This is a genomic window from Serratia sp. PF-27 (assembly GCF_030053255.1).
Taxonomy (GTDB): Bacteria; Pseudomonadota; Gammaproteobacteria; order Enterobacterales; family Enterobacteriaceae; genus Serratia; species Serratia bockelmannii.
The window spans coordinates 371,553-398,051 of sequence record NZ_JASGBT010000022.1 but is presented as its reverse complement, the minus strand read 5'-3'; the positions used below and the strand labels follow the sequence as shown (position 1 = coordinate 398,051).

The window sequence follows — 26,499 nt, the reverse complement described above, 5'->3', positions numbered from 1 at the left end:
AGAAGAAACATCTGAATTCCAAACCTTAAATGATCGCGACCTACTGATATTTCTTCGTTCGGCGCGTCGGTACCGCCGTGGCCGGATCGTCCGGCCAAACGTGTTTAGGGTAGCGGCCCTTCATCTCTTTTTGCACCTCGCGATAGGCGCCTTGCCAGAAGGCCGCCAGATCGCCGGTGATTTGCAACGGCCGGTGCGCCGGTGAGAGTAACTCAAGCACCACCGGGATGCGACCCTCCGCCAACATCGGGCTGCGCTGCTCGCCGAACACCTCCTGCAAACGCACCGCCAGCGCCGGCGGTTTACCCGCCTCATAACGGATCGGTAAGCGGCTGCCGGTCGGCACAGTGTAATGAGTGGGTAGCGCATTATCCAGCCGCTGCTTTTGCTGCCAGTCCAGCAGACGGGACAGCGCCTCGGCGATGTTGACCTGCTTCAATCCGCGCAGATCGCGCACGCCGTTCAGCGACGGCAACAGCCACTGCTCCAGCGCCGCCAGCAGCGGCTCTTCATCCATCGCCGGCCACTCCGCCTCCGGCAGCCAGGCTTGCGCGCACTGCAGGCGCACCCGCAATTGTTCAGCGGCCCCCTCCCAGTTGAGCACCGCCAACCCCTGTGCGCGCACCCAGTCGAGCAGCGCCTGCTGCAGCTCTTCGTCCGCCGGTTTGGCCAGCGGCTGAGCGCGCAGCGTCAGACGACCGATCTGCTGGCGCTTCCAGGCGCGCAGCGTGCCCTTCTCTTCATCCCATTCCACCGCCGTGCGCTGCGTGACGATCGCCGGCAGCTGCGCCGCCAGGGCTTCGATGTCCGCCGGCAGCGCCAGCAGGATACGCGCATCGGGGCTGTTGTGGCTCTGCAACAGGCTGGGAACGATAAGCCAGGGGGCGCGCGACAGCGCCTCGTCCTGGTTCATCGCCGCGCCCAGGCCGTTGGCCAGCAGGTAGCGGCCGTCCTGGCCACGGCGCTGGGCGATGCGATCGGTAAACGCCTGCGCTAACAGGCGCGGCGCCAGATCGACGTCGACTTGCCCCGCACGTTGCGGCAGGCGTTTGGTCAACTGCGCGGCGCGCTGCCGCCAGTTCGGTTGCGGGCGGCTCAGCCAGTAGCCGATATCCATCTGCCCGCCGCGCGGCGGTTCTTCCAGCAATGCCGCCAGCAACGCCGCCGTCGCCAGGCCGTCGGCGCTCAGTGCCGCCCCGGCGACCAGCATCGCCGCCAGCCGCGGCTCGCACCCCAGCGCGGCCATCTGGCGCCCCGGCGCGGTAAGTTTGCCGCCGTCATCCGTGGCTCCCAGCCGGTGCAACAGTGCCCTGGCCGCTGCCAATGCCGCCGTCGGAGGCGCATCAAGCCAGGTCAGCTGCGCCGGATCATGGCACCCCCACTGCAACAGCTCGAGCCAGAAGCCGGTGAGATCGCTTTGTAAAATTTCCGGTTCGGCATGTTCGGCCGCACGCTCCGCCTGCTCTTTGGCGAACAGGTGCCAGCAAAGGCCCGGCTCCAGGCGCCCGGCGCGCCCGGCGCGCTGCACCATTGAGGCCTGACTGATGCGCTGCGTCGCCAGCCGCGTCAAACCGTTGCGCACGTCGTAACGCGCCACGCGTTCCAGGCCGCTGTCCACCACCAGCCGGATACCCTCGATCGTCAGGCTGGTTTCGGCGATGTTGGTCGCCAGCACCACCTTGCGGCGGCCAGGTGCCGCCGGCTGAATCGCTTTTTGCTGTTGCGCCAAAGGCAGGGCACCATACAGCGGGCAAAGATCGGTATCGCTCGCCACCTCGCCGGTCAATCGCTCCAGCACCCGATTGATCTCCGCTACGCCCGGCAGGAACAGCAGCAAAGACCCCGGCTGTTCGGCCAGCATGCGCTTCACCGCCGCCGCTACGCCATCCTCCAGCCGCTGATGGCTGGCCAACGGCTGATATAAACGTTCAACCGGAAAGCTGCGTCCCTCTGACACCACCACCGGTGCCTGCGGCAACAGCTGCGTCATACGGACGTTGTCCAGCGTGGCCGACATGATCAGCAGTTTCAGATCGTCGCGCAGCCCTTGCTGCACGTCGAGCAGCAGCGCTAGCGCCAGATCGGCCTGCAGGCTGCGTTCGTGGAATTCATCGAGGATCACCAGCGACACGCCCTGCAGCTCGGCATCCTGCTGCAGCATGCGGGTGAGAATGCCTTCCGTCACCACTTCCAGCCGGGTCTGCGGCCCGCTTTTACTTTCGGCGCGCATGCGGTAGCCCACGGTCTGGCCGGGCTCCTCCCCCAGTTGCTGCGCCAGGCGATAGGCGACGTTTTTCGCCGCCAGCCGCCGCGGCTCGAGCATGATAATGCGCCCCGGCAACCCGGCCTTAGCCAGGATCTGCAGCGGCAACCAGGTGGATTTACCGGCGCCGGTCGGGGCGTGCAACAGCACCTGAGGAGCGGACTGCAGCGCAGCCAGCAACTCATCAAGCACCGCGCTGACGGGCAATGAAGACACTGTACTCTCCGTGGTGGTTAACGTTAAACGGCGTACAGTGTAGCATTAGCTTTGCCCCCGTAGCCTTTCAAACTGCGGCGTCGTTAGCTATAGTACGGAGCTCATCCATGCGCCCCGCTTCGCGCGAGACCGTTGCAAACCGCATTCAAGTCTGTTCCTGACGGATTTGTCATTATTTACCGAGCCCCCATGTCCAATTCGCGCCGCCTGTTTTTCGCCCTGTCTTTGCCTGATGCCCTGCAACAGCAGGTGATCCGCTGGCGCGCCGAGGCGTTTGCGCCGGAGGCCGGCCGACCGGTGGCGGCGGCCAATTTGCACCTGACGCTGGCGTTTCTTGGCGAGGTCACCGCGCAGAAAGAGCTGGCGCTGCGCAAATTGGCCGGCCGCATCGTTCAACCCGGCTTCAGCATGCGGCTCGACGATCTCGGCCATTGGCCGCGCCCCGGCGTGGTCTGGCTCGGCACCCGCCGCGCACCGCGCGGGCTGCTGCAGCTGGCCGAGCTGCTGCGTTCGCAGGCCGCCCGCAGCGGCTGCCACCAAAGCGCGCTGCCGTTCCATCCGCACATCACGCTGCTGCGCGCCGCCACCCAGCCGGTAGCCATCCCGCCGGCGACGCCGGGCTGGGCGTTCAGCGCCGACGCCTTTTCCTTATATGAGTCGGTGTTCGAAAACGGCCGCACCCGTTATCAACACCTCGAACAGTGGCCGCTGGCCAAGCAGGCATCCGCATGATTTTCTCTCCACCGCTGCGTTCCGCCACGCTGATCAAACGTTACAAGCGCTTTCTGGCGGACGTGATCACCCCGGAAGGGGAAACCTTTACGCTGCACTGCGCCAATACCGGCGCCATGACCGGCTGCGCCACGCCCGGCGATACCGTTTGGTACTCCACCTCGGACAACCCCAAACGTAAATACGCCCACAGCTGGGAGCTGACCCATACCCAACAGGGACACTGGATCTGCGTCAACACCCTGCGCGCCAACGCGCTGGTGCGCGAGGCGATTGAACACAATTTAATCAATGAATTATCCGGTTACAGTAAAATTAGTGGCGAAGTGAAATACGGCGGTGAAAACAGCCGTATCGATTTGTTATTACAGGCAGAAAATCGGGTTAACTGCTATATTGAAGTTAAGTCAGTCACATTACTGCAACAACAACGTGGTTACTTTCCTGATGCGGTAACGCTCAGAGGGCAAAAGCACCTGCGTGAGTTGCTCAGCGTGGTTGAAAGCGGGCAACGGGCGGTGTTGTTCTTTGCCGTGTTACACAGCGGTATTGAGCAGGTCGCACCGGCACATCATATAGATGAGCGCTATGCGGCGCTGTTGGCACAGGTCCGGCAGTTGGGAGTGGAAGTGGTTTGCTATGGGGCAAAATTATCACCTGACGGTATTTATCTCTGCGATAAGCTGCCGTTTTTTATCGATTAGCGCAGTCGGGTCCCTATAAATAGACAACCGGCCAGCACGATCGCCAAATACGCCCTCCTTCACACGATTGTCAAGCGGGCGACAGGAATAATTGCCAACCTACCTTCCTTCTGTTATTTATAGCGGCCTGTTTTTCCCCCGCATTGGGGATTCGATAGTGCGTGTGTATGTAGGAGAAGCAACATGCAAGAAGGGCAAAACCGTAAAACCTCGTCCTTGAGCATTCTCGCCATCGCTGGGGTGGAGCCGTACCAAGAGAAGCCGGGCGAAGAGTACATGAACGACGCCCAGTTGTCGCATTTCAAGCGCATTCTTGAAGCGTGGCGCAACCAGCTCAGGGACGAAGTGGACCGTACTGTATCGCATATGCAAGAAGAGGCAGCCAACTTCCCTGATCCGGCCGACCGCGCTACCCAGGAAGAAGAGTTCAGCCTTGAACTGCGTAACCGTGACCGTGAACGCAAACTGATCAAAAAGATCGAGAAAACGCTGAAGAAAGTGGAAGACGATGATTTCGGCTACTGCGAATCTTGTGGCGTGGAGATCGGCATTCGTCGCCTCGAAGCGCGTCCGACCGCCGATCTGTGCATCGACTGCAAGACACTGGCTGAGATCCGCGAAAAGCAGATGGCCGGCTAATACCGTTGTTACCGCTGCGGCGTGCGCACCTGCGTGCGCCGCACAGAGAAAAGGGAACCTCTCCCCTCTGATATGCAAGAAAGTCATTATGTGGGGCGCTTTGCCCCATCGCCTTCCGGGGATCTGCATTTCGGTTCGCTGATTGCCGCTCTGGGAAGCTACCTTCAGGCTCGCGCCCAACGCGGGCAGTGGCTGGTTCGCATCGAAGATATCGACCCGCCGCGCGAAGTCCCCGGCGCCGCCGCTCGCATCCTGTCCGCGCTGGAACATTATGGTCTCCATTGGGACGGCCAGGTTATCTATCAATCCCAACGTCACGACGCCTATCGCGCCGCGCTGGATCTGTTGCAGCGCCAGGGGCTCAGCTATTACTGCACCTGCACCCGCAGCCGCATCCAGCACATCGGCGGATTGTACGACGGCCACTGCCGCGATTTGCAGCTCGGCCCGCAGGGTGCCGCCATCCGCTTGTGTCAGACCGCCCCCGTTTACCGGTTCCACGATCGCCTGCAGGGAGAATTGCACGCCGATCCGGCGCTGGCGGGGGAAGACTTTATCATTCGCCGCCGCGATGGGCTGTTCGCTTACAATCTGGCGGTGGTGATCGACGACCATTTTCAGGGCGTGACCGAGATTGTCCGCGGCGCCGATCTGATCGAACCGACGGTGCGCCAAATTGCCCTTTACCGCCAGCTGCAGGCGCCGGTGCCCACTTATGTGCATCTGCCGCTGGCGCTGGGTGCCAACGGCATCAAGCTGTCGAAGCAAAACCATGCGCCGGCATTGCCCGCTGGCGATCCGCGGCCGGTGCTGATCGCCGCGCTGAAATTTCTGCGCCAACCGCTGCCGGAAAGCTGGCAAGATCTTGACCTGCCATTATTATTGAGCTGGGCGATCGAACACTGGCGGTTGGAAAACGTGCCGCGTCAGGAGGCTATCCCTCTGGATGAAAACACGCCGGCATTCTCAAAGGAGCCATGGTGAGCTATGATTAGCCGCTATTTTTTGTTAGCTCCATTTTTATCAGTCACTATCGAGGTGTACCATTTTTACCCGAGTAGCCAACTTCTGTCGTAAGGTACTGACCCGCGATGACAAGCTGCCCCGCGACGACGCGGCGGCCGGCGATAAAAACGTAGTCCGCGAAGAGCGTGCCGCGGCGCCAAGCCGCCCTGCGCCGCAGCCGCGCGCCGCCGATAACGGCAGCAACGCCCCTGCCCGCCGCTCAACGCCGCGCAAGCGTCCGCCTTTTCCTATCGCCGAGAGCAACGACTCGATGACCGTGATCCCGCGCGAACAGCACTCGATCTCCCGTAAAGACATCAGCGAAAATGCGCTGAAAGTGCTTTATCGCCTGAACAAGTCCGGCTACGAGGCCTATCTGGTCGGCGGCGGGGTGCGCGATCTGTTGCTCGGCAAAAAGCCGAAAGACTTCGACATCACCACCAACGCCACGCCGGAGCAAGTGCGCAAGCTGTTCCGCAACTGCCGCCTGGTCGGCCGCCGTTTCCGCTTGGCGCACGTGATGTTCGGGCCGGAGATCATCGAAGTGGCCACCTTCCGCGGTCACCACGAACAGAATCAGGAATCCGACAAGAACTCGTCTCAGCAGGCGCAAAACGGCATGCTGCTGCGCGACAACATCTTCGGTTCGATCGAGGAGGACGCCCAGCGCCGTGATTTCACCATCAACAGCCTGTACTACGGCGTGGCGGATTTCACCCTGCGCGATTACGTCGGCGGCCTGAACGATCTGAAGCAAGGCGTGATCCGCCTGATTGGCGATCCAGAAACCCGCTACCGCGAAGATCCGGTGCGCATGCTGCGCGCGGTGCGCTTCGCCGCCAAGCTGGATATGCGCATCAGCGAAGAGACCGCCGAGCCGATCCCGCGCCTGGCCTCGCTGCTGCACGAGATCCCGCCGGCGCGCCTGTTCGAAGAATCCCTCAAGCTGCTGCAGGCGGGTTACGGTTTCCAGACCTACCTGAAGCTGTGCGAATACCAGCTGTTCCAACCGCTGTTCCCGCTGATCGCCCGCAACTTCACGCCGAACCACGATACGCCGATGGAGCGCATTCTGGCGCAGGTGCTGAAGAACACCGATCACCGTCTGCAGAACGACATGCGCGTCAACCCAGCCTTCCTGTTTGCCGCCATGCTGTGGTACCCGCTGCTGGAGCACGCGCAGAAGCTGGCGCAGGAAAGCGGCCTGGCGTACTACGACGCCTTCGCGCTGGCGATGAACGACGTACTCGACGAGCAGTGCCGCTCGCTGGCGATCCCGAAACGCATCACCACGCTGGTGCGCGATATCTGGCAGCTGCAGCTGCGCCTGTCCCGCCGTCAGGGCAAACGCGCGCACAAACTGATGGAACATCCGAAATTCCGCGCCGCCTATGATTTGCTGGCGCTGCGTGCGGAAGTGGAAGACAATCAGGAGATGCTGCGTCTGGCCGAGTGGTGGGGTGAGTTCCAAGACGCCACGCCGGCGCGGCAGAAAGCCATGCTGAGCACCCTGGGTGACGATCCGGCGCCGCGCCGCGCGCGTCAACGCCGTCCTCGTCGCCGGGCACCGCGTAAAGAAGGGGCATAATGATCCGCGTTTATATCGCGCTGGGCAGCAACCTGGCGCAGCCGCTGCAACAGGTTAAAGCCGCACTGGAGGCGCTGGAGCATCTCCCGCGCACCCGGCTGGTCACCTGTTCTTCGTTTTACCGCACCAAGCCGCTGGGGCCGCAAAACCAGCCGGACTTCCTCAACGCGGTGGTGGCGCTGGATACCCTGTTGCCGCCCGAACAGCTGCTCGACCATACCCAGGCGATAGAACGCAATCAGGGGCGCGTGCGCAAGGATGAACGCTGGGGGCCGCGCACGCTCGATTTAGACATCATGCTGTACGGCGACAAGGTGATCCATACCGAGCGCCTGACGGTACCGCATTACGGCCTGAAAGAGCGCGAATTCATGCTCTACCCGCTGGCGGAAATCGCCCCCGATCTGATTTTCCCCGATGGCGAACCGCTCGCCAGCTGCCTCAAGCGCGTGCCGGAAAACGGCATGGCGCTATGGCATCAGCCAAAACCGAAATCCTGACTCACCTACAGTGCCAACCGCGCAACGAATCCCCCCGCCGAGCGATTGGCGAAACTGATCTGTAAACCATGCAAGCCGGCAATACGCTGCACGATCGATAACCCCAGCCCGCTGCCGGTTTGTTCCTGTCCCGGCGGGCGATAGAAACGTTCTCCCAGCCGCGCCAGATGCTCCGCGGTCACCCCCGGGCCGTCATCCTCTACCGTCAGCGAACGTTCGCTCAGCGTCACGGTGACGACGCCGCCCTGCGGGGTATAGCGCACCGCGTTGTCCAGCAAGTTGCGCAATAGCAGCGACAACAGCAAGGTTTCCCCCTGACGCGGCGGTGGCGTTCCCCGATGTTCATAGCGCAGCGTCACACCCGCCGCATGGGCTTGCCGATCCTGTTCCGCCAGGGTCATCGTCACCAGATCGTTCCAGTCGATAGGCGCCAGCTCGGCCAGATCCGACAGCGAATCCAGCCGCGACAGCGTCAGCAGTTGATCCACCAGCCGGGTCGCGCGATCGATGCCGACCGTCAGATTGTCCAGCGCGTGCTCGCGCATCGGCGCATCATCCCCCGCCAACTGCACCACTTCGGTCTGCACCCGCAATGCCGCCAATGGGCTGCGCAATTCGTGCGCGGCATCGGAGGTGAAGCGTCGCTCTCGCACCAGCAAAGCGTTGATGCGAGAGAACAGCGCATTGAGCGCATCCACCAGCGGGCGCACCTCGGTCGGCACCTGGCGCGCATCCAGCGGCGTGGCGTCATCGGGTGCACGCCGACGCAAACCGGCGGCCACCGCACGCAGCGGCCGCAGCTCGCGCCCAACCATCAGCGCGATCAGCAGCATCAGCACTGGCAGCGTCGCCAGCCAGGGCACCAATTGGCCTGTCACCATGCCCAGCGCCATATCGCGCCGGTAATCCCACTCCTGCCCCACGACAATGCGATAGCGCCCGTCGGGGCTGGTCAACCATACCAGGCGCCAGCTGTCATCATCGCCTTTGCGCTCACCGTCGGTAAAACCTTCACGCTCCCCGTCAAACAGGAAATCAGCGCCGTTCTCACCGTCGTTGAGCAGCATCTTGCCGTCGCGATCGAAGATGGCGAACGCCAGCGCGTCGTCGTCCTGCTCGCCGCGCTTGCCATGATGCACCAGCTTCTTGGTTTTCGGCAGGCTGCGCGCACTTTCATCGGCCAGCAGATCGCCGAGGTTGGCGGTCGCCAGCCGTTTGGCGAACAGCATCTGTTGGGTATCGAACACTTCGTTGATGGTGTTGCGCGACATCACCCAGGCCACCACGCTGGCGGTGCTCCAGGTCAGCAGCGCCAGCAGGCTGAAGATCAGGATCAGGCGCAGCCGCAGGCTGAGACGCTTCACGGCGCATCCCCCAGCGTGTAACCCACGCCGTGGATGGTACGGATGAAGCCGTTGCCCAGCTTGCGCCGCAGGTGGTGAATATGTACCTCCACCGCGTTGCTGCTCACCTCGTCATCCCAGTTGTACAGCTTCTCCTGGATCAACGGCCGCGCCAGCACCCGCCCCTTGTTGTGCAGAAACAGCTCCAGTACCGCCAATTCGCGCGGCGTCAGCGTCACCGGCTCGCCGTTGCAGCTCACGCTGCGGGTGGCGCTGTCGAACACCACGTTGCCGTGCGTCAGCTGTGGCATCAGTTGGCCGTGGCGACGGCGGATCAGCGCCTGCAGGCGCGCCGCCACTTCGGCCAGCGCGAACGGCTTGCACAGGTAATCGTCGGCACCGCTTTGCAGCCCGCTAACCCGCTGCTCCAGCGCATCGCGGGCGGTGAGGATCAGGACCGGCACGTCCTGCCCCGCCTGGCGCCACTGGCGCAGCAGATCCAGGCCGTCGAGGCCCGGCAGGCTGAGATCGAGGATCACCGCGTCGTACGGCGCACTGTCCAGCGCATTTTTGCCGACGGCGCCGTCGGTGAACCAGTCCAGATTGAAGCCGAGTTTGGTCAGCCCGGCCTTGATGCCGTCACCGATCAGTTTGTCATCTTCGATCAACAGAATTCGCATGAGTATCCCTTTTGAGTCTTGGCGCCATTGCACCACAAGGTTCTTAAGAACCGCTTAAGCATGGCGATCCGCGCTACCCACCCCGATCGGGTTACAGTAGAATGGCTGCACTTTTTTGCAGCCTGGGCCTGCGTAAGCCGCACGGCCCGTTTCAGGAGACGTTGTGATGAAACCCACCACCGTGACCCATTTGCGCCAGTGGAAACAGGAGCAGCGCAAGTTTGCTACCCTTACCGCCTACGATGCCAGCTTTGCCAAACTGTTTGAAGAGCAAGGCATCAAAGTCCTGTTGGTGGGCGATTCGCTGGGCATGACGCTGCAGGGCCACGACTCCACGCTGCCGGTCACCGTCGCCGACGTGGCCTACCACACGCGCGCCGTGCGCCGCGGCGCGCCGGCCTGCCTGCTGCTGGCCGATCTGCCGTTCATGAGTTACGCCACCCCGGAACAGACCTTCGCCAACGCCGCCGAGCTGATGCGCGCCGGCGCCAACATGGTGAAACTGGAAGGTGGCAGCTGGCTGTGCGACACGGTGAAAATGCTCGCCGAGCGCGCCGTGCCGGTGTGCGGCCACCTGGGCCTGACGCCGCAGTCGGTCAACGTGTTCGGTGGCTATAAGGTGCAAGGGCGCGACGAACTGGCCGCCAAACAGCTGCTGCAGGACGCGCAGAATCTGGAACTGGCCGGCATTCAGCTGCTGGTGCTGGAATGCGTGCCGACCGAGCTGGCGCGCCAGATCACCGAAGCGTTGTCCATTCCGGTCATCGGCATCGGTGCCGGCAACGGCACCGACGGCCAGATCTTGGTGATGCACGACGCCTTCGGCATCACCGGCGGCCACACGCCGAAGTTCGCCAAGAACTTCCTGGCGCAGAGCGGCGATATCCGCACGGCGGTGCAGCACTACATTCAGGAAGTGGAGCAAGGCCTCTACCCGGCGGCTGAACACTCTTTTAACTAAGCGATGGTTCCAGGAGTCACCCAATGATTATTATCGAAACCCTGCCGATGCTGCGTCAGCAGATCCGCCGCTGGCGCCAGGAAGGCAAACGCATCGCGCTGGTGCCGACCATGGGCAACCTGCACGACGGCCACATGACGCTGGTCGATGAAGCGCGCGCCCGCGCCGACGTGGTGGTGGTGAGCATCTTCGTCAACCCGATGCAGTTCGATCGGCCGGACGATCTGGCGCGCTACCCGCGCACGCTCCAGGAAGACAGCGAGAAGCTGACCCGCCGCGGCGTCGATCTGGTGTTTGCCCCGGCCCCGGCCGCGGTCTATCCGCAGGGGCTGGAGCAGCAGACCTACGTCGACGTGCCCGGCATCTCCAGCATCCTGGAAGGCGCAAGCCGGCCGGGCCACTTCCGTGGCGTTTCCACCATCGTCAGCAAGCTGTTCAACCTGGTACAGCCTGATTTGGCCTGCTTCGGCGAGAAGGATTACCAACAGCTGGCGCTGATCCGCAAAATGGTGGCGGACATGGGTTACGACATCGATATCGTCGGCGTGCCGACCGTGCGCGCCAAAGACGGCCTGGCCCTCAGTTCGCGCAATGGCTACCTGACCGCCGAAGAGCGCAAGATAGCGCCGCAACTGAGCAAGATCATGAACGCGCTGGCGCAGCAGTTGGCCAATGGCGAACGCCATGTTGAAACGCTGCTGGAGCAGACCGCCGAGCAACTGCGCGCCGCCGGCTTTACGCCGGATGAGCTGTTTATTCGCGACGCCGACAGCCTGCAGCCGCTGACGGTAGATAGCCAGCGGGCGGTGGTGCTGATGGCCGCCTGGCTGGGCAAGGCGCGTCTTATCGACAACCAGCAGGTCGACCTGACGCTGTAAGCCGTTTTTTATACTATCGTCACCCTGAAACCCAGGCCATTGGTAGACAATGGCGGGGCAATCGGTGACGATAGAGATTGCAGGGATGCAGGAGAGATGTTCAACCCCAGCGCCTGTGAAGGCCGATATTCAGTTAGGTAAAGCTATGATACGTACTATGCTGCAAGGCAAGCTGCATCGCGTCAAAGTCACTCAGGCTGACTTGCACTATGAAGGGTCCTGCGCCATCGACCAGGATTTCCTGGAGGCCGCCGGCATTCTGGAATATGAAGCGATCGATATTTACAACGTGGATAACGGCCAGCGCTTCTCCACCTACGCCATCGCCGCCGAGCGCGGTTCGCGCATCATTTCGGTCAACGGCGCCGCCGCGCGCTGCGCCTGCGTGGGCGACAAACTGATCATCTGCTCCTATGTGCAAATGACCGACGCCGACGCCCGCCAGCACCACCCGAAAGTCGCCTATTTCGAAGGTGACAACAACCTGCAGCGCAAGGCGAAAGCCGTGCCGGTTCAGGTCGCCTGACAATAAAACGGGCGCCTTACGCGCCCGTTCTTCCCTACTGCACCACCACCGTACCCGGCTTGTTGGCTATCCGATCCGCCATGGTCTGGATCGAGTCGGTGCGCAGAATATACAGCCGCTTCAGCGTATAGGGGTTATCCCCCGGCTTCACCTTGCCCTGCACCGTGGTCACCGCCAGATGGAACCCGGCGTCCTGCGCCGCCTGAATCGCCCGTTGGTTATAGCCGCCGAACGGATAAGACAGATACAGCACGTGCGGATTGAACTGCGACAGCGCGCGGCGCGAGCGCTCAAAATCGAACTCGATATTGTGCAACGAACGGCTCAGCAAAATCGGCTGGCGGTTGCCGTCGGTGCGGTGCAGAAAATGGGTATGCGACTGCACGTCGAACACGTCCTGAATCTGCTTGAGCTCCGAAACGCTCATAAACTGCAGCGAGTCCGGGTTCCATTTCTGCGGGTGGCGTTTGATGCGCGAAGAGATGATGAACGCCGTGGCGCGGAAACCGTAATCCTTCAGCACCGGGTAAGCGTAGCGATAAACCGACTTCAGCCCGTCGTCGAAGGTCAGCACGATCGCCTTGCCCGGCAGGTTGATCTGATTTTTCAGGTAGGCTTCCAGCTGATACAGCGAAATGGTGTCGTAGCCCGCCTGCTTCAGATAGGTCATTTGGTTGCTGAACGCCACGTCTGAGGTGGTGGTCGAGGTGTGGCGGAAGCGTTTGTTCTCTTCGTTTTTCAGCAGGTGGTGGTAAGTCAGTACCGGTATGCCGTTATCGATCTCGCAGTCCAACTCATTAATGAACCCCAGCCGCTCGCCGATGTTGACCTCGTACCAGGTGTTGTTCAGGCGATCTTTCAGCTTGCCGATGATGGGATAGCGCAGGTTGCCTTCCAGCGTGCCCAAGACCTCGCTGTCCTTGTCCGCTGCGGTGTATACGTCTATCGTTTTTTGCGTGATCAGATTCTGGTTGGTCAGCGGTTTGTTCAGCTCGCCCAAATCGTCTTGCACCTTGCGCGACTTCTTCAATTCACGCACGTCGTCTTTATCGATAAAGCCGGTACCGTGCCCGAATTTGAATTCGTAGTATTCCGCATCCGCCGGGAAGACTTGGATCAGCTGCCCGCGCTTCACTTCCCCTACCGGGATCACATGCTCGCCCACCAACGCATAGACTTCGCTATCGCGCTGCGCTTCCATGTATTCAGATTTAACCGCGCCGTCTTCCGACAGCAGATTAGCCAGGCTCACAGGGGAAACCAACGACATCAGAATGCCGAGTAACCCAGCCGTTAACGTGTATTGAGACCGCATGATGATGTTCTGCTTACGAGTGCGTAATGACAAAAGTGAAGGAAATGTGGAGCGCCAGCATAGCACGATTTGAACAGCGGGGAACTAGCGGTTATTTGAGCAATTCTATTGATTTACGCGCCGCCTGCGCCAAATCAAGAAAAGCGCCCCCGCCGGGAAAGCGAGGGCGCGATACGATCAGCTGCGCAGGCCGCGGCCGCGCTCGATCAGGTACCAGGACAGCAGGTAAAACACCGCGATAAACGCCACCAGCACCGCCATGGTGAACGCCAGCGGCACATCGTTGATGCCGAGGAAACCGTAGCGGAAGCCGCTGATCATATAAACGATGGGGTTCAGCTTGGACACCGCCTGCCAGAATGGCGGCAGCAGCGACAGCGAGTAGAACACCCCGCCCAGGTAAGTCAGCGGCGTCAGCACGAAGGTCGGGATCAGGCTGATGTCGTCGAAAGTGGTGGCGAACACCGCATTGATCAGCCCCGCCAGCGAGAACAGGATCGCCGTCAGCAGCAGCGTCAGCGCAATCACCCACCAGGCATGTACCTGCAGCGGCACGAAGAACAGCGAGATGATGGTCACCAGCACGCCGACGCAGATACCGCGGGCCACGCCGCCGCCGACATAGCCGGCGATCACCACGTGGGTCGGCACCGGCGCCACCAGCAGTTCCTCAATGTTGCGCTGAAACTTGGCGCTGAAGAACGACGAGGCGACGTTGGCATAGGAGTTGGTAATGACCGCCATCATGATAAGGCCGGGCACGATGAACTGCATGTAGCTGAAGCCGTGCATATCACCGATACGCGAACCGATCAGGTTACCGAAGATGATGAAGTACAGCGTCATGGTGATCACCGGCGGCACCAGGGTCTGGATCCAGATGCGCGCGAAGCGGTTTACCTCTTTGGCCCAGATGCTTTGTAAGGCCACCCAATACAAACGCGTCATGCTTTTTCTCCATTGCCGTTAACCAGGGTGACAAACAGCTCTTCCAGGCGGTTCGCCTTATTGCGCATGCTCAGCACCTGCACGCCCTGCGCGCTCAGCTGGGCGAACAGGCCGTTCAGCCCCTGCTCGCGCATCACCTCCACTTCCAGCGTCGAGGTATCCGTCAGGCGGCTGTGGTAACCATCCAGCTTCGGCAGCGGGCTCTTCGCCGCCAGATCGAGGATGAAGGTTTCCGACTTCAGCTTGGCCAGCAGCCCCTTCATCGAGGTGTTTTCCACCAGTTCCCCGTTCTGGATGATGCCGATGTTGCGGCACAGCATTTCCGCCTCTTCCAGATAGTGGGTGGTGAGGATAATGGTGGTGCCCTGGGCGTTCAGCTCTTTCAGGAAGCCCCACATCGAGCGACGCAGTTCGATATCCACCCCGGCGGTCGGTTCATCGAGGATCAGCAGCTTCGGTTGGTGCATCAACGCGCGGGCGATCATCAGGCGGCGCTTCATGCCGCCGGACAGCATACGGGCGCGCTCGTTGCGCTTGCCCCACAGATCCAGCTGATTGAGGTATTTCTCGGCGCGCGCCATCGCTTCACGCCGCGTAACGCCGTAGTAACCCGCCTGGTTCACCACGATCTGCAACACGGTCTCGAACGGGTTGAAGTTGAACTCCTGCGGCACCAGGCCGAGCTGGCGCTTGGCGTTGACGATGTCTTTATCGATGTCATAACCGAATACCCGCACGCTGCCGGCGGTTTTGTTCACCAGCGAGCTGATGATGCCGATGGTGGTGGACTTTCCGGCGCCGTTTGGCCCCAGCAGGGCATAAAAGTCCCCCGCTTCGACGCTCAGGTCGATGCCGCGCAGCGCCTTGACGCCACCGGCGTAAGTCTTGGTCAGCTGCGCTAATTCCAGTGCATAATTCATATGTAAAATAGTACCTTATAACGATGAGTATGCCGCCGCGCCCCTGTTTGCGAGGCTTGAAACACTAACGATAATCCTAGCATCGACGGCGTTTTCACTGCGTCGAATCCGTGCGGTAAATGAGGTTGCACCACTGTTCCGATTTCCAAATTGTGACGCTTACCCTATATTACTCCAACGCAATCTGTCCGTTACGGGTCAATCACCTTCATGAAAGAAATCGAAGAGCTTATCGCCAACAACCAGGCCTGGTCGGCCAATATCAGTCAGGAAGACCCGGAATTTTTTGAACGTTTAGCCCAGGCGCAAAAGCCCCGCTTCTTATGGATTGGTTGCTCTGATAGCCGCGTTCCCGCAGAACGCCTGACCGGCCTCGAGCCGGGTGAACTGTTCGTCCATCGCAACGTGGCGAACCTCGTTATCCATACCGATCTTAACTGCCTGTCGGTGGTGCAGTATGCGGTAGATGTGCTGGAAGTCGAACACATCATCATCTGCGGCCACCTGGGCTGCGGCGGCGTGCAGGCGGCGGTGGAAAACCCGGAGCTGGGGTTGATCGACAACTGGCTGCTGCACATTCGCGATCTGTGGTACAAGCACAGCTCGCTGCTGGGCGAGCTGCCGCCGGAACAGCGTTTCGACATGCTGTGCGAGATCAACGTCATTGAGCAAGTGTACAACCTGGGCCACTCCACCATCATGCAGTCCGCCTGGAAGCGCGGCCAGAAGGTGATGATTCACGGTTGGGTGTACGGCATTCAGGACGGCCGTCTGCGCGATATGGAAGTGCTGGCGACCAGCCGCGAGAGCCTGGAGATGGGCTACCGCAAAGCGATAGCCAAACTGAAGCAGGATAAAGGCGTATAACCCCGCCGCGGGCGCGGCTTGCCGCGCCCCACATCCAATTACTCGTCCAGCAGCACCACTTTGCCGACGTACGGCAGGTGACGGTAGCGCTGAGCGTAGTCGATGCCATACCCCACCACGAACTCATCCGGGATCGAGAAGCCGACATATTCGACCGGCACCTGCACTTCACGGCGCTCAGGTTTGTCCAGCAAGGTGCAAATCGCCAGCGATTTCGGCCCGCGCAGCGCCAAAATCTCGCGCACTTTGTTCAGCGTGTTGCCGGAATCGATGATGTCTTCCACGATCAGCACGTCTTTGCCGCGAATGTCTTCGTCTAGATCCTTGAGGATCTTCACGTCGCGGGTGGTGGACATACCGCTGCCGTAGCTGGAGGCGGTCATAAAGTCGACTTCGTGCGGCACGTCGATCGCGCGGCAGAGATCGGCCATGAACATGAAGGAGCCGCGCAGCAGCCCGACCAGTACCATGTCGCTGCCGCTGTCGCGGTAATGTTCGGTGATCTGGTGGCCAAGTTCGGCGATACGGGTCTTAACTTCCTGCTCGGAAATCATTACGTCTACAGTGTGTTTCATAGTATTCAGGTCAGTTGCCGGAAGAAAGGCGCAGAGTTTAGCATAGGCCGTTACGACTTGCCTCTCTCCCGGACAGGGGAGTTTTCTTTATTAAGGGTATTCCTGACGAGCGTGCAGGACACTCACTATTTCAATATGTGCAGCCAGCACGCGGTAAACCACAATGTAATTAGGATGAACAACCATTTCACGAGTCCCGTTCACCCTGCCAGGCCGGAATAGATAAGGATGTTCCGCTAACGGGATAACCGACTCTTCGATACGTTGCAACAAAGCCTCAGCGGCAAGTGGATTTCGCTCAGCGATAAAAGCCAGCAGCGTATATAAACCCGTTTTTGCTTCGTCAGTCCATTTAACGGTTAACATAAGGGTCAGGCCGATTTTCTTTTGGCTTTCGCCTGCTCGATAATGTGACGAGCACCAGCCATGACTTCATCATGGGGGATACGGGGGGTGTCGCTATTGACGGAAGATTCCACGGTGCTTCTGAACCAACGATCGTAGCTATCAGCCTGTTCTTGAGTCTCAAACTCAGAGACGATGGGATCCAATTTTGTCGGCATGACGCGCTCCTCAACAGCTGATATTTTAATCAGTATAACGGCTTCCTTTCATTGAACCAAGCGGTGGCGACGCGAGCGCACCGCCACCTGAGCGATGAACCGCGATCAGTCGTCGACGGTAAAGCCCATCATCATGCCGGTATCTTCATGCTCCAACAGGTGGCAGTGGGCCATATACGCATGTTCGCTGCTTGCCGGATGATCGAAACGCACCAGCACTTCGCTGCGCCAACCTTCGACGCGCACCGTGTCCTTCCAGCCGCTGCGATGCGCCGCCGGCGGTTTGCCGTTTTCCGAAAGGATACGGAACTGGGTGCCGTGAATGTGGAACGGGTGCAGCATCATGTCGCCCTCACCGGAAATGGTCCATTTTTCATACTGGCCCCGTTTGGCGGCAAACATCGGTTTGTTCATGTCGAAGGCCTTGCCGTTGATCATGTTGCCGTGGCTGAAATCGAACGGTTTGGCTTTGCTCTGCGCGCCGCCGTGATCCATCCCGGCCATCTTGCCATGATCCATGCCCTTCATGTTGCCGTGGTCCATGCCCTGCATGCCGCCCTTCTCCATGCCTTTCATGTCTCCAGCACCCGTCGCGCCATGATTCATGCTCATGCCAGCCATCGCCTGGTGACCATAACGATCCATCAGCGCCTGCATGCCGAGCATATCCAGCTGCGGATCCATCATCAGCTGCAGCCAACGCTCCTGGATACCAGTGGTGGCAGGCAATGTCGGCAGCTTCACCAGGCTGTCCGGCATGGTTTTGATACCCTGTGCCAACGACGGCTGAATGCGCAACACCGGCAGCGGCTGATCGAACGGAGCCAGCGTCATGCCCATCTGTTTCACCGGCAGCGTCACGATATCGAACGCTTTCCCGTCGGAGGCATCCACCAGCACTTCAAAGCGTTCGCCCATCAGCATCGGCAGCTCGGTCAGCTTCACAGGCTCAGCCAGGAAACCGCCGTCGCTGGCGATAACATACAGCGGACGGTTGTCACTGGCCGCCAGATTCAACGAGCGGGCGTTGCAACCGTTGAGAAAACGCAGACGCAGCCAGCCGCGCGGCGCCAGATGTTGCGGATACTGCGCGCCGTTGGTGAACATGCGATCGCCAAACCAGCCTACCGCCGCGCTCATCACGTCCAGGCGGTATTCGATCTGCGCGTCTTTGCCCAGCCGCTTATCCTGCAGGATCACCGGAATATCATCCTGCCCCCAGGTTTTCGGCAGCGGCAGTTTGGCGCTTTCATCGTCTTCCAGCAGCACCAACCCCGCCAGCCCCATCATCACCTGGCTGCCGGTTTTACCGTGCGTGTGCGGGTGGAACCAGCAGGTAGCGGCCGGTTGTTCGACGGTGAAATTCACCGTGCGCGTCGCGCCGGGGTGGATCAGCGCCTGCGGGCCGCCATCGACGTCGCCGGGAATTTCCAGCCCGTGCCAGTGGACGGTACTGGCCTCCGCCAGGCTATTTTTGATATCGACCGTCACCGGCTGGCCACGCTGCAGCTTCACCGCCGGCCCGAGCAGCGCGCCGTTGAATCCCCAGGTTTTGGTGGCGGCACCGGGCAACCAGCGGGTTTCACCCGCCTGCAGCGCCAGCGCAATCTTTCCCTGCGCGTCCGGCATCAACAGCGGCGGTACCGGCAAGGCCGGCCGATCGGCCGCCCAAGCGGCCCGGCTCCATAACGGCAATGCGCTCGCCGCGCCCAGCGCAGCGGTTAATTTAATAAAATCACGGCGTAACATCGCTGACTCCCTTTTCTCAGTGACATAACTCAATGCCGTCAGCCTAAACCTTCCCCCAGGCGGAAGGTCAAGCCTTTCCTGGCGGTATTTTAAGCTATGCCTCACAATCAAGAGAGTATGACCGGCACGCGCGACGCCGGCCCGGCAGCAATAAAATTTGGTGCCTTTACAGGCAAGTGTGGTAACGTCAGCAGACGACAAACAGGCCTATTTCATGATGAAAAAAACAACGTTATCGATGCTGTTGCTGGCGATGCTGGGCTTCTCCAACGCCAGTCTGGCGCTGAATGAATCCGAGGCGGAAGATCTGGCCGATCTGACGGCGGTATTTATTTATTTGAAAAATGATTGCGGCTACAACGATTTGCCAAATGCGCAAATCAAACGCGCCATTGTCTATTTCGCGCAACAAAACCGCTGGGATTTGAGCAACTACAACAGCTTTAACATGAAGGCGCTGGGCGAAGACAGCTATCGCGATCTCAGCGGCATCGCCATTCCAACGCCTAAGAAGTGCAAATCGCTGGCGCGCGACTCTTTGAGCCTGCTGGCCTACGCCAACTAATTCCGCCCTTCTCCCCCACCCGCCTTTCGCTCTCTCTGTCTGAAATTCAACCGTGCATCGCCAGACAGAGTTAGCTATGATGTTGCGCCGATTTTTCATGGCTGTTATTACGGAGTTTCCCGCACATGACCCAGAAAGAAATTTGGTACGAAACGCTGCATACGGGCTTCGGCCAGTATTTCTCGGTAGAGAAGGTGCTGTACCGCGAGAAGACCGATCATCAGGATCTGGTGATCTTCGAGAACCCGGTCCTGGGGCGCGTGATGGCGCTCGACGGCGTGGTGCAAACCACCGAGCGTGACGAGTTCATCTATCACGAAATGCTGACCCACGTGCCGCTGCTAGCGCATGGCCAGGCGAAGAAAGTGCTGATCATCGGCGGCGGCGACGGCGGCATGCTGCGCGAAGTCAGCCGGCATCCTGGCGTGGAGCAGATCACCATGGTCGAGATCGACGCCGGTGTCGTCGAGTTCTGCCGCCAATACCTGCCCAACCACAGCGCCGGCGCCTATGACGATCCGCGCTTCAAGTTGGTGATCGACGACGGCGTCAACTTCGTGAATCAAACCGACGAAACGTTCGATGTGATCATCTCCGACTGCACCGATCCGATCGGCCCCGGCGAAAGCCTGTTCACCTCAGCGTTTTATGAAGGCTGCGCCCGCTGCCTGAATGAGGGCGGCATTTTCGTTGCGCAGAACGGCGTCTGCTTCCTGCAACAGGACGAGGCAATCAACAGCCACGCCAAACTGAGCCGCTACTTTAGCGACGTCAGCTTCTATCAGGCGGCGATCCCGACCTATTACGGCGGCATCATGACCTTTGCCTGGGCGAGCCAGAACCCGGCACTGCGCCAGCGCGATCTGCCTACCCTGCAACAGCGCTTTAACCAAAGCGGCCTACACTGCCGTTATTACAACCCGGCAATTCACGTCGGCAGCTTTGCCCTGCCGCAATATTTGCTCAATGCCCTGAACGTAACACGTTAAGCGAGAAGATAAAGGAGGTGGCCTAAATTGCATAAGCTAAAACTGCACGGCTTCAACAACCTGACCAAGAGCCTGAGTTTTTGTATTTACGATATTTGTTATGCCAAAACCGCGGACGATCGCGACGGCTATATCGCCTACATAGACGAACAATATAACGCCAACCGGCTGACCGAGATCCTGAGCGAGACCTGCTCGATCATCGGCGCCAATATTCTGAACATCGCGCGTCAGGACTACGAGCCGCAGGGCGCCAGCGTCACCATCCTGGTCAGCGAAGAGCCCATCGATCCGAAAGACGTCGATACGTCGGAACACCCAGGCCCGTTGCCGAATACGGTCGTCGCGCATCTGGACAAAAGCCATATCTGCGTACATACCTACCCGGAAAGCCATCCGGAAGGCGGGCTATGCACCTTTCGCGCCGATATCGAGGTCTCGACCTGCGGCGTCATTTCGCCCCTCAAGGCGCTGAACTACTTAATTCACCAGCTGGAATCCGACATCGTCACCATGGACTATCGCGTGCGCGGTTTTACCCGCGACGTGAACGGCGTGAAACATTACATCGATCATGAGATTAATTCGATCCAGAACTTTATGTCGGAAGACATCAAGGCGCTGTACCACATGATGGACGTGAACGTTTACCAGGAAAATATCTTCCATACCAAGATGTTGCTGAAAGATTTCGATCTGAAGCACTACCTGTTTAACGCGGAGCCGGAGGCGTTGAGCGCAGCCGAACGCAAGCAGATCACCGATCTGTTATGGAAAGAGATGCAGGAAATCTATTACGGCCGCAATATTCCGCATCTGTGATGGAAAGGGCGCGGCACGCCGCGCCCTGATGCTTAGTACTTCAGCATGAAAGAACGATAGGCCTTCAACACCAGCAGGAAGTCCTCAACGCCGCAGAATGAGAGGCTTTCTTCGTCGTAGTAGTTCATCCCCTCTTCCATTTCATCGCCCTCAAACTCCAGCTGATTGGCGCGGATCATCACTTCTTCACCATCCATCAGCAGCGTATATTCATGGCCTTCCAGCTGCCATTGACGCTCGCTGCCTTTGACCTCGGCCGCACCGGCTTCAATCCGGTCCAGCAGGTTGAAATCGCCTTTAACTTCTTCGTTGATCCAGTGGCCAATCGCTTCATGCCCCATCGAAAATCTGACGATCACCTGACCGGTGACGTCACGCAGAAATTCGTAATCCATAGCATGCCCTCCTGAGCCCTTTTTCTTAGTGTAAACATAAATGGCGGACTAACTCAGTGAGCGCTCGCAAAGTTGGCAACTGAGCAAAATAAAACGGGAGGCCAAGGCCTCCCGTTAAACAGTTGCGCAATATAGCGGCTTACACGGCGGTTTGGAAGATCACGCCGTCGGCTTTTTCGGTGTACTGCCCCAGCTGGTCAAAGTTCAGGTAGCGGTAGGTATCCGCCGCCGTCTTGTCGACCTGCGCCATATAGGTCTGGTACTCGTCCGGCGTCGGCAGGCGGCCCAACAGGGACGCTACCGCGGCCAGTTCGGCAGACGCCAGATAGACGTTGGCACCGGTGCCCAGACGGTTCGGGAAGTTACGGGTCGAGGTAGAGACCACCGTCGCGCCGTCCGCCACGCGCGCCTGGTTGCCCATGCACAGCGAGCAGCCCGGGATCTCGATACGCGCACCGCTCTTGCCGAAGACGCTGTAGTAGCCTTCTTCGGTCAGCTGAGCCGCATCCATCTTGGTTGGCGGCGCCACCCACAGACGGGTCGGCAGCTGGCCCTTGTGCTGATCCAGCAGCTTGCCGGCCGCGCGGAAGTGGCCGATGTTGGTCATGCAAGAACCGATGAACACTTCATCGATTTTGCTGTTGGCCACGTCGGACAGCAGGCGTGCATCGTCAGGATCGTTCGGCGCGCACAGGATCGGCTCTTTGATCTCGTTCAGATCGATGTCGATCACCGCTGCGTATTCCGCATCCGCATCGCCTTCCAGCAGTTGCGGATCCGCCAGCCATTTTTCCATGCCCTGAATACGGCGCTCCAGCGTACGGCGATCGCCGTAGCCTTCGGAGATCATCCACTTCAGCAGCACGATGTTGGAGTTCAGATACTCTTCGATCGGCGCCTTGTCCAGCTTGATGGTACAACCGGCGGCGGAACGTTCGGCGGACGCATCGGTCAGCTCAAACGCCTGCTCGACCTTCAGGTCCGGCAGGCCTTCGATCTCCAGAATGCGGCCGGAGAAGATGTTTTTCTTGCCCTTCTTCTCGACGGTCAGCAGCCCTTGCTGGATCGCGTAGTAAGGGATGGCGTGCACCAGATCGCGCAGGGTGATGCCCGGCTGCATTTTGCCTTTGAAGCGCACCAGCACCGACTCAGGCATATCCAGCGGCATCACGCCGGTCGCGGCGGCAAACGCCACCAGGCCGGAACCGGCCGGGAAGGAGATGCCGATCGGGAAGCGGGTGTGGGAATCGCCGCCGGTGCCGACGGTGTCAGGCAGCAGCATACGGTTCAGCCAAGAGTGGATCACGCCGTCGCCCGGACGCAGCGAGACGCCGCCGCGGTTCATGATGAAGTCAGGCAGCGTGTGGTGCGTGGTCACGTCGACCGGTTTCGGGTACGCGGCGGTGTGGCAGAACGACTGCATGACCAGATCGGCGGAGAAGCCGAGGCAGGCCAGGTCTTTCAGTTCATCGCGGGTCATCGGGCCGGTGGTGTCCTGAGAACCGACGGAGGTCATCTTCGGTTCGCAGTATTCGCCAGGGCGAATGCCGGCGACGCCGCAGGCGCGGCCGACCATTTTCTGCGCCAGCGAGAAGCCTTTGCTGCTCGCGGCAACCGGTTTGGCGATACGGAACACGTCGCTGTGCGGCAGGCCCAGCGCTTCGCGCGCCTTGGTGGTCAGGCCGCGGCCGATGATCAGCGGGATACGGCCGCCGGCGCGCACTTCATCCAGCAGCACGTCGGTTTTCAGCTCGAAGTTGGCGATCAGCGCACCGGTCTCGTGGTTGCGTACTTCACCTTTGTACGGGTAAACGTCGATCACGTCGCCCATGTTCAGCTCGGACACGTCCACTTCGATCGGCAATGCGCCAGCATCTTCCATGGTGTTGAAGAAGATAGGTGCAATCTTGCCGCCCAGCACCACGCCGCCGCCGCGCTTGTTCGGCACGTGCGGGATGTCATCACCCATGAACCACAGCACCGAGTTGGTGGCGGATTTACGGGAGGAACCGGTGCCGACCACGTCGCCGACGTAGGCCAGCGGGAAGCCTTTCTTGTTCAGCAGCTCGATCTGTTTGATCGGGCCAACGCTGCCCGGCTGATCCGGCACGATGCCTTCACGTTCGTTTTTCAACATCGCCAGCGCGTGCAGCGGGATGTCAGGACGCGACCAGGCGTCCGGCGCCGGAGAAAGGTCATCGGTGTTGGTTTCGCCGGTGACTTTGAACACGGTGACGGTGATCTTTTCCGCCAGCTCAGGGCGCGACAGGTACCATTCGGCATCGGCCCAGGACTGCATGATCTGCTTGGCGTGCGGGTTACCGGCCTTGGCCTTATCTTCCACGTCGTAGAAGTTGTCGAACATCAGCAGCGTGTGGGACAGCGCTTTGGCGGCGATAGGCGCCAGCTTTTCGTTGTCCAGGGCATCGATCAGCGGATGAATGTTATAACCGCCCTGCATGGTGCCTAACAGTTCAATGGCTTTCTCGGGGGTAACCAGGGGGGATGTCGCTTCGCCTTTGGCGATGGCCGCCAGGAAACCTGCTTTAACGTAGGCGGCTTCGTCGACGCCCGGTGGAACACGGTTAATCAGCAGGTCTAACAGGAATTCTTCTTCGCCTTTTGGCGGATTCTTCAGTAGTTCGACCAGCGCGGCCATTTGGGTGGCGTCTAGCGGCTTAGGGGCGATGCCCTCAGCAGCACGCTCGGCTACGTGCTTACGGTATTCTTCTAGCACGACGTTCTCCTCGCTCTCATTGTCATTTATTGTGCCTGGCGTATATGCAAACCGGGTTTATACCCTTGGGGTTTCACTCTGTGGCTAGGCGATCGGCCCGTAAAGGCCCCGAAACGGTGATTGGGGCAAACAAGCACGGTCAAACAGCGTTACAGCATGAAAGACTGATGGGTAGAGCGCACGGCGATATTGATGCCATCTATCCTGACGGGGCACTGCTGTCGATGTCCTGGACTGTAAGGTACAGTGCCCGGTTCCGCTCAGCCAGCATATCAGGATTTGAAACGGTTGTTAATTCGTTCACATAAAAGCAACATTAAATCTTTGCTGAATCGTTGAGCGCAGCGTAATCGGCTGCCGGACTAGCAGGGCATTATATCCATACAATTAAAATGGATATAAGCATAAGGATCGGAATTTGGCGCAGCGGCCACAAAAATACCGCTTGGTGCATCTGAGCAAAAAAAAACGGCCCCTTCTCAGGAGCCGCTTGTTAACCGGTCAAACCAGCAGAATTACTTCTTCTTGGCTTTCGGGTTAGGCAGGTCGGTGATGCTGCCTTCGTAGATTTCCGCCGCCAGGCCCACGGATTCGTGCAGGGTCGGGTGAGCGTGGATGGTCAGCGCGATGTCTTCCGCGTCGCAGCCCATCTCGATAGCCAGACCGATTTCACCCAGCAGTTCACCGCCGTTGGTGCCGACAATCGCGCCACCGATGATGCGGTGAGTTTCTTTGTCGAAGATCAGTTTGGTCATGCCGTCTGCACAGTCGGAAGCGATCGCACGGCCGGAAGCCGCCCACGGGAAGGTGGAGGTTTCGTAGCTGATGCCTTTCTCTTTCGCTTCTTTCTCGGTCAGACCCACCCATGCCACTTCCGGCTCGGTGTAAGCGATGGATGGGATCACTTTCGGATCGAAGTAGTGCTTCATGCCGGCGATAACTTCTGCGGCAACGTGGCCTTCGTGCACGCCTTTGTGCGCCAGCATCGGCTGACCGACGATGTCGCCGATAGCGAAGATGTGCGGCACGTTGGTACGCAGCTGTTTGTCGACGTTGATGAAGCCACGCTCGTCAACTTCAACACCGGCTTTGCCGGCATCCAGCAGTTTGCCGTTCGGCACGCGGCCGATCGCCACCAGCACCGCGTCGTAACGCTGTGGTTCTGCTGGCGCTTTTTTACCTTCCATCGTGACGTAGATGCCGTCTTCTTTGGCTTCTACCGCGGTCACTTTGGTTTCCAGCATCAGGTTGAACTGCTTGCTGATACGCTTGGTGAAGACTTTCACCACGTCTTTATCTGCCGCCGGAATAACCTGATCGAACATTTCAACGACGTCGATCTGTGAACCCAGCGCATGGTATACGGTGCCCATTTCCAGGCCGATGATGCCGCCGCCCATAACCAGCAGACGCTCTGGGACGGTTTTCAGCTCCAGCGCATCGGTGGAATCCCACACGCGTGGATCTTCATGAGGAATGAATGGCAGTTGGATCGGACGAGAACCTGCAGCGATGATGGCGTTGTCGAAGTTGATGGTGGTTGGGCCGTTTTCGCCTTCCACAACCAGGGTGTTAGCGCCGGTGAACTTGCCCAAGCCGTTGACCACTTTCACTTTACGGCCTTTCGCCATGCCAGCCAGACCGCCGGTCAGCTGAGTGATGACTTTTTCTTTCCAGACGCGCACTTTGTCGATGTCGGTTTTCGGCTCGCCGAAAACGATGCCGTGTTCGGCCAGCGCTTTGGCTTCTTCGATCACTTTGGCAACGTGCAGCAGTGCTTTGGAAGGGATACATCCCACGTTCAGGCAAACCCCGCCCAGAGTGGAATAACGTTCAACCAGAACGGTTTCAAGACCTAAGTCAGCGCAACGAAAGGCTGCAGAGTAACCTGCCGGGCCCGCCCCAAGTACCACGACCTGAGTTTTAATTTCAGTACTCATCATGACCTCTTAATTGATTGTCCGGCGGGTCAGACGTCATTTTTATTGCTAATCGATCTCATAACGCCCTTCATCCACC

At 59.7% G+C, this 26,499-nt stretch carries 26 protein-coding genes; 13 read left to right on the top strand and 13 right to left on the bottom strand.

Features of this window, described 5'->3' with window-relative positions; genetic code table 11:
• Positions 1 to 40: 40 nt before the first annotated feature.
• Positions 41 to 2,479 (bottom strand): ATP-dependent helicase HrpB, encoded by a 2,439-nt coding sequence (gene hrpB, locus QMZ29_RS21330; RefSeq protein ID WP_187181932.1) that lies wholly within the window; start codon positions 2,477 to 2,479, stop codon positions 41 to 43.
• A 189-nt stretch (positions 2,480 to 2,668) separates the two neighbouring features.
• On the opposite strand from hrpB, the gene thpR reads away from it, so the two are divergent.
• The 6 genes from thpR (at position 2,669) to folK (ending at position 7,647) form a co-directional block, all read left to right on the top strand.
• Positions 2,669 to 3,211 carry an RNA 2',3'-cyclic phosphodiesterase gene (gene thpR / locus QMZ29_RS21325; RefSeq protein WP_025304220.1) on the top strand — a complete coding sequence of 181 codons (543 nt, stop codon included), beginning with the start codon at positions 2,669 to 2,671 and terminating at the stop codon, positions 3,209 to 3,211.
• Entirely contained in the window at positions 3,208 to 3,915 is a 708-nt protein-coding gene (gene sfsA / locus QMZ29_RS21320) for a DNA/RNA nuclease SfsA (RefSeq protein WP_004937572.1), read from the top strand. Before thpR ends, sfsA begins: the two co-directional genes overlap by 4 nt.
• Positions 3,916 to 4,098: 183 nt before the next feature.
• Positions 4,099 to 4,554 carry an RNA polymerase-binding protein DksA gene (dksA, locus tag QMZ29_RS21315; protein ID WP_004937569.1) on the top strand — a complete coding sequence of 152 codons (456 nt, stop codon included), beginning with the start codon at positions 4,099 to 4,101 and terminating at the stop codon, positions 4,552 to 4,554.
• Between the two features lie 72 nt (positions 4,555 to 4,626).
• Positions 4,627 to 5,538: a tRNA glutamyl-Q(34) synthetase GluQRS gene (gluQRS, locus tag QMZ29_RS21310; protein ID WP_147823236.1), complete on the top strand. Its 912-nt coding sequence runs from the start codon at positions 4,627 to 4,629 to the stop codon at positions 5,536 to 5,538.
• Between the two features lie 61 nt (positions 5,539 to 5,599).
• The gene (gene pcnB, locus QMZ29_RS21305) at positions 5,600 to 7,147 is read left to right on the top strand and encodes a polynucleotide adenylyltransferase PcnB (RefSeq protein WP_071826146.1); all 1,548 of its coding nucleotides are present in this window, start codon (positions 5,600 to 5,602) and stop codon (positions 7,145 to 7,147) included.
• The gene (gene folK / locus QMZ29_RS21300) at positions 7,147 to 7,647 is read left to right on the top strand and encodes a 2-amino-4-hydroxy-6-hydroxymethyldihydropteridine diphosphokinase (protein ID WP_019456064.1); all 501 of its coding nucleotides are present in this window, start codon (positions 7,147 to 7,149) and stop codon (positions 7,645 to 7,647) included. Before pcnB ends, folK begins: the two co-directional genes overlap by 1 nt.
• Before the next feature lie 5 nt (positions 7,648 to 7,652).
• On the opposite strand, the gene qseC is transcribed toward folK, so the two are convergent.
• Entirely contained in the window at positions 7,653 to 9,011 is a 1,359-nt protein-coding gene (qseC, locus tag QMZ29_RS21295) for a quorum sensing histidine kinase QseC (protein ID WP_261127565.1), read from the bottom strand.
• Positions 9,008 to 9,670, bottom strand: coding sequence for a quorum sensing response regulator transcription factor QseB (gene qseB / locus QMZ29_RS21290; RefSeq protein WP_004937550.1), 663 nt, complete (start codon positions 9,668 to 9,670; stop codon positions 9,008 to 9,010). The genes qseC and qseB overlap by 4 nt, the downstream gene beginning before the upstream one ends.
• A 166-nt stretch (positions 9,671 to 9,836) precedes the next feature.
• Here qseB and panB point away from each other — a divergent pair, with 166 nt between their 5' ends.
• The 3 genes from panB (at position 9,837) to panD (ending at position 12,035) form a co-directional block, all read left to right on the top strand.
• Positions 9,837 to 10,631 (top strand): 3-methyl-2-oxobutanoate hydroxymethyltransferase, encoded by a 795-nt coding sequence (gene panB / locus QMZ29_RS21285; protein ID WP_004937548.1) that lies wholly within the window; start codon positions 9,837 to 9,839, stop codon positions 10,629 to 10,631.
• Between the two features lie 23 nt (positions 10,632 to 10,654).
• The gene (gene panC, locus QMZ29_RS21280; RefSeq protein ID WP_049296228.1) at positions 10,655 to 11,509 is read left to right on the top strand and encodes a pantoate--beta-alanine ligase; all 855 of its coding nucleotides are present in this window, start codon (positions 10,655 to 10,657) and stop codon (positions 11,507 to 11,509) included.
• Between the two features lie 145 nt (positions 11,510 to 11,654).
• The gene (gene panD, locus QMZ29_RS21275; RefSeq protein ID WP_004937544.1) at positions 11,655 to 12,035 is read left to right on the top strand and encodes an aspartate 1-decarboxylase; all 381 of its coding nucleotides are present in this window, start codon (positions 11,655 to 11,657) and stop codon (positions 12,033 to 12,035) included.
• 34 nt (positions 12,036 to 12,069) lie between these two features.
• Here panD and QMZ29_RS21270 read toward each other — a convergent pair whose 3' ends face one another.
• From QMZ29_RS21270 to QMZ29_RS21260, 3 genes are all read right to left on the bottom strand, one after another.
• The gene (locus QMZ29_RS21270) at positions 12,070 to 13,350 is read right to left on the bottom strand and encodes a polysaccharide deacetylase family protein (protein WP_049208402.1); all 1,281 of its coding nucleotides are present in this window, start codon (positions 13,348 to 13,350) and stop codon (positions 12,070 to 12,072) included.
• Between the two features lie 177 nt (positions 13,351 to 13,527).
• Positions 13,528 to 14,298 carry an ABC transporter permease gene (locus QMZ29_RS21265; protein ID WP_004937535.1) on the bottom strand — a complete coding sequence of 257 codons (771 nt, stop codon included), beginning with the start codon at positions 14,296 to 14,298 and terminating at the stop codon, positions 13,528 to 13,530.
• Complete coding sequence (locus QMZ29_RS21260) at positions 14,295 to 15,218, bottom strand: ABC transporter ATP-binding protein (protein ID WP_015379030.1); 924 nt, start codon at positions 15,216 to 15,218, stop codon at positions 14,295 to 14,297. The genes QMZ29_RS21265 and QMZ29_RS21260 overlap by 4 nt, the downstream gene beginning before the upstream one ends.
• Before the next feature lie 210 nt (positions 15,219 to 15,428).
• Between QMZ29_RS21260 and can the strand changes: the two genes are divergently transcribed.
• Positions 15,429 to 16,085: a carbonate dehydratase gene (can, locus tag QMZ29_RS21255; RefSeq protein WP_016930066.1), complete on the top strand. Its 657-nt coding sequence runs from the start codon at positions 15,429 to 15,431 to the stop codon at positions 16,083 to 16,085.
• Positions 16,086 to 16,123: 38 nt separating this feature from the next.
• Here can and hpt read toward each other — a convergent pair whose 3' ends face one another.
• From hpt to cueO, 4 genes are all read right to left on the bottom strand, one after another.
• Entirely contained in the window at positions 16,124 to 16,660 is a 537-nt protein-coding gene (gene hpt / locus QMZ29_RS21250) for a hypoxanthine phosphoribosyltransferase (protein WP_072269872.1), read from the bottom strand.
• A gap of 90 nt (positions 16,661 to 16,750) precedes the next feature.
• Positions 16,751 to 17,026, bottom strand: a complete 276-nt coding sequence (locus QMZ29_RS21245) for a type II toxin-antitoxin system RelE/ParE family toxin (protein WP_049208401.1) — start codon at positions 17,024 to 17,026, stop codon at positions 16,751 to 16,753.
• A 5-nt stretch (positions 17,027 to 17,031) separates the two neighbouring features.
• Positions 17,032 to 17,223 carry a type II toxin-antitoxin system RelB family antitoxin gene (relB, locus tag QMZ29_RS21240; protein ID WP_049208400.1) on the bottom strand — a complete coding sequence of 64 codons (192 nt, stop codon included), beginning with the start codon at positions 17,221 to 17,223 and terminating at the stop codon, positions 17,032 to 17,034.
• 105 nt (positions 17,224 to 17,328) lie between these two features.
• Entirely contained in the window at positions 17,329 to 18,972 is a 1,644-nt protein-coding gene (cueO, locus tag QMZ29_RS21235) for a multicopper oxidase CueO (protein ID WP_025304229.1), read from the bottom strand.
• A 217-nt stretch (positions 18,973 to 19,189) separates the two neighbouring features.
• Here cueO and QMZ29_RS21230 point away from each other — a divergent pair, with 217 nt between their 5' ends.
• The 3 genes from QMZ29_RS21230 to speD all read left to right on the top strand — a co-directional run bounded on the left by QMZ29_RS21230 (position 19,190) and on the right by speD (position 21,348).
• Positions 19,190 to 19,537 carry a YacC family pilotin-like protein gene (locus tag QMZ29_RS21230; protein WP_004937515.1) on the top strand — a complete coding sequence of 116 codons (348 nt, stop codon included), beginning with the start codon at positions 19,190 to 19,192 and terminating at the stop codon, positions 19,535 to 19,537.
• Between the two features lie 125 nt (positions 19,538 to 19,662).
• Positions 19,663 to 20,526 (top strand): polyamine aminopropyltransferase, encoded by an 864-nt coding sequence (gene speE / locus QMZ29_RS21225; RefSeq protein ID WP_261425159.1) that lies wholly within the window; start codon positions 19,663 to 19,665, stop codon positions 20,524 to 20,526.
• Positions 20,527 to 20,553: 27 nt separating this feature from the next.
• The gene (gene speD / locus QMZ29_RS21220; RefSeq protein WP_004937510.1) at positions 20,554 to 21,348 is read left to right on the top strand and encodes an adenosylmethionine decarboxylase; all 795 of its coding nucleotides are present in this window, start codon (positions 20,554 to 20,556) and stop codon (positions 21,346 to 21,348) included.
• Between the two features lie 32 nt (positions 21,349 to 21,380).
• Here the strand turns inward: speD and yacL are convergent, their stop codons facing one another.
• The 3 genes from yacL to lpdA all read right to left on the bottom strand — a co-directional run bounded on the left by yacL (position 21,381) and on the right by lpdA (position 26,420).
• Positions 21,381 to 21,743 (bottom strand): protein YacL, encoded by a 363-nt coding sequence (gene yacL, locus QMZ29_RS21215; RefSeq protein WP_004937507.1) that lies wholly within the window; start codon positions 21,741 to 21,743, stop codon positions 21,381 to 21,383.
• A 139-nt stretch (positions 21,744 to 21,882) separates the two neighbouring features.
• On the bottom strand, positions 21,883 to 24,480 hold the full coding sequence (gene acnB, locus QMZ29_RS21210; protein ID WP_038872455.1) for a bifunctional aconitate hydratase 2/2-methylisocitrate dehydratase: 2,598 nt from the start codon (positions 24,478 to 24,480) through the stop codon (positions 21,883 to 21,885).
• Positions 24,481 to 24,995: 515 nt separating this feature from the next.
• A complete protein-coding gene (lpdA, locus tag QMZ29_RS21205) occupies positions 24,996 to 26,420 on the bottom strand; it encodes a dihydrolipoyl dehydrogenase (protein WP_004937500.1) in 1,425 nt (474 codons plus the stop codon).
• Positions 26,421 to 26,499 lie beyond the last annotated feature (79 nt).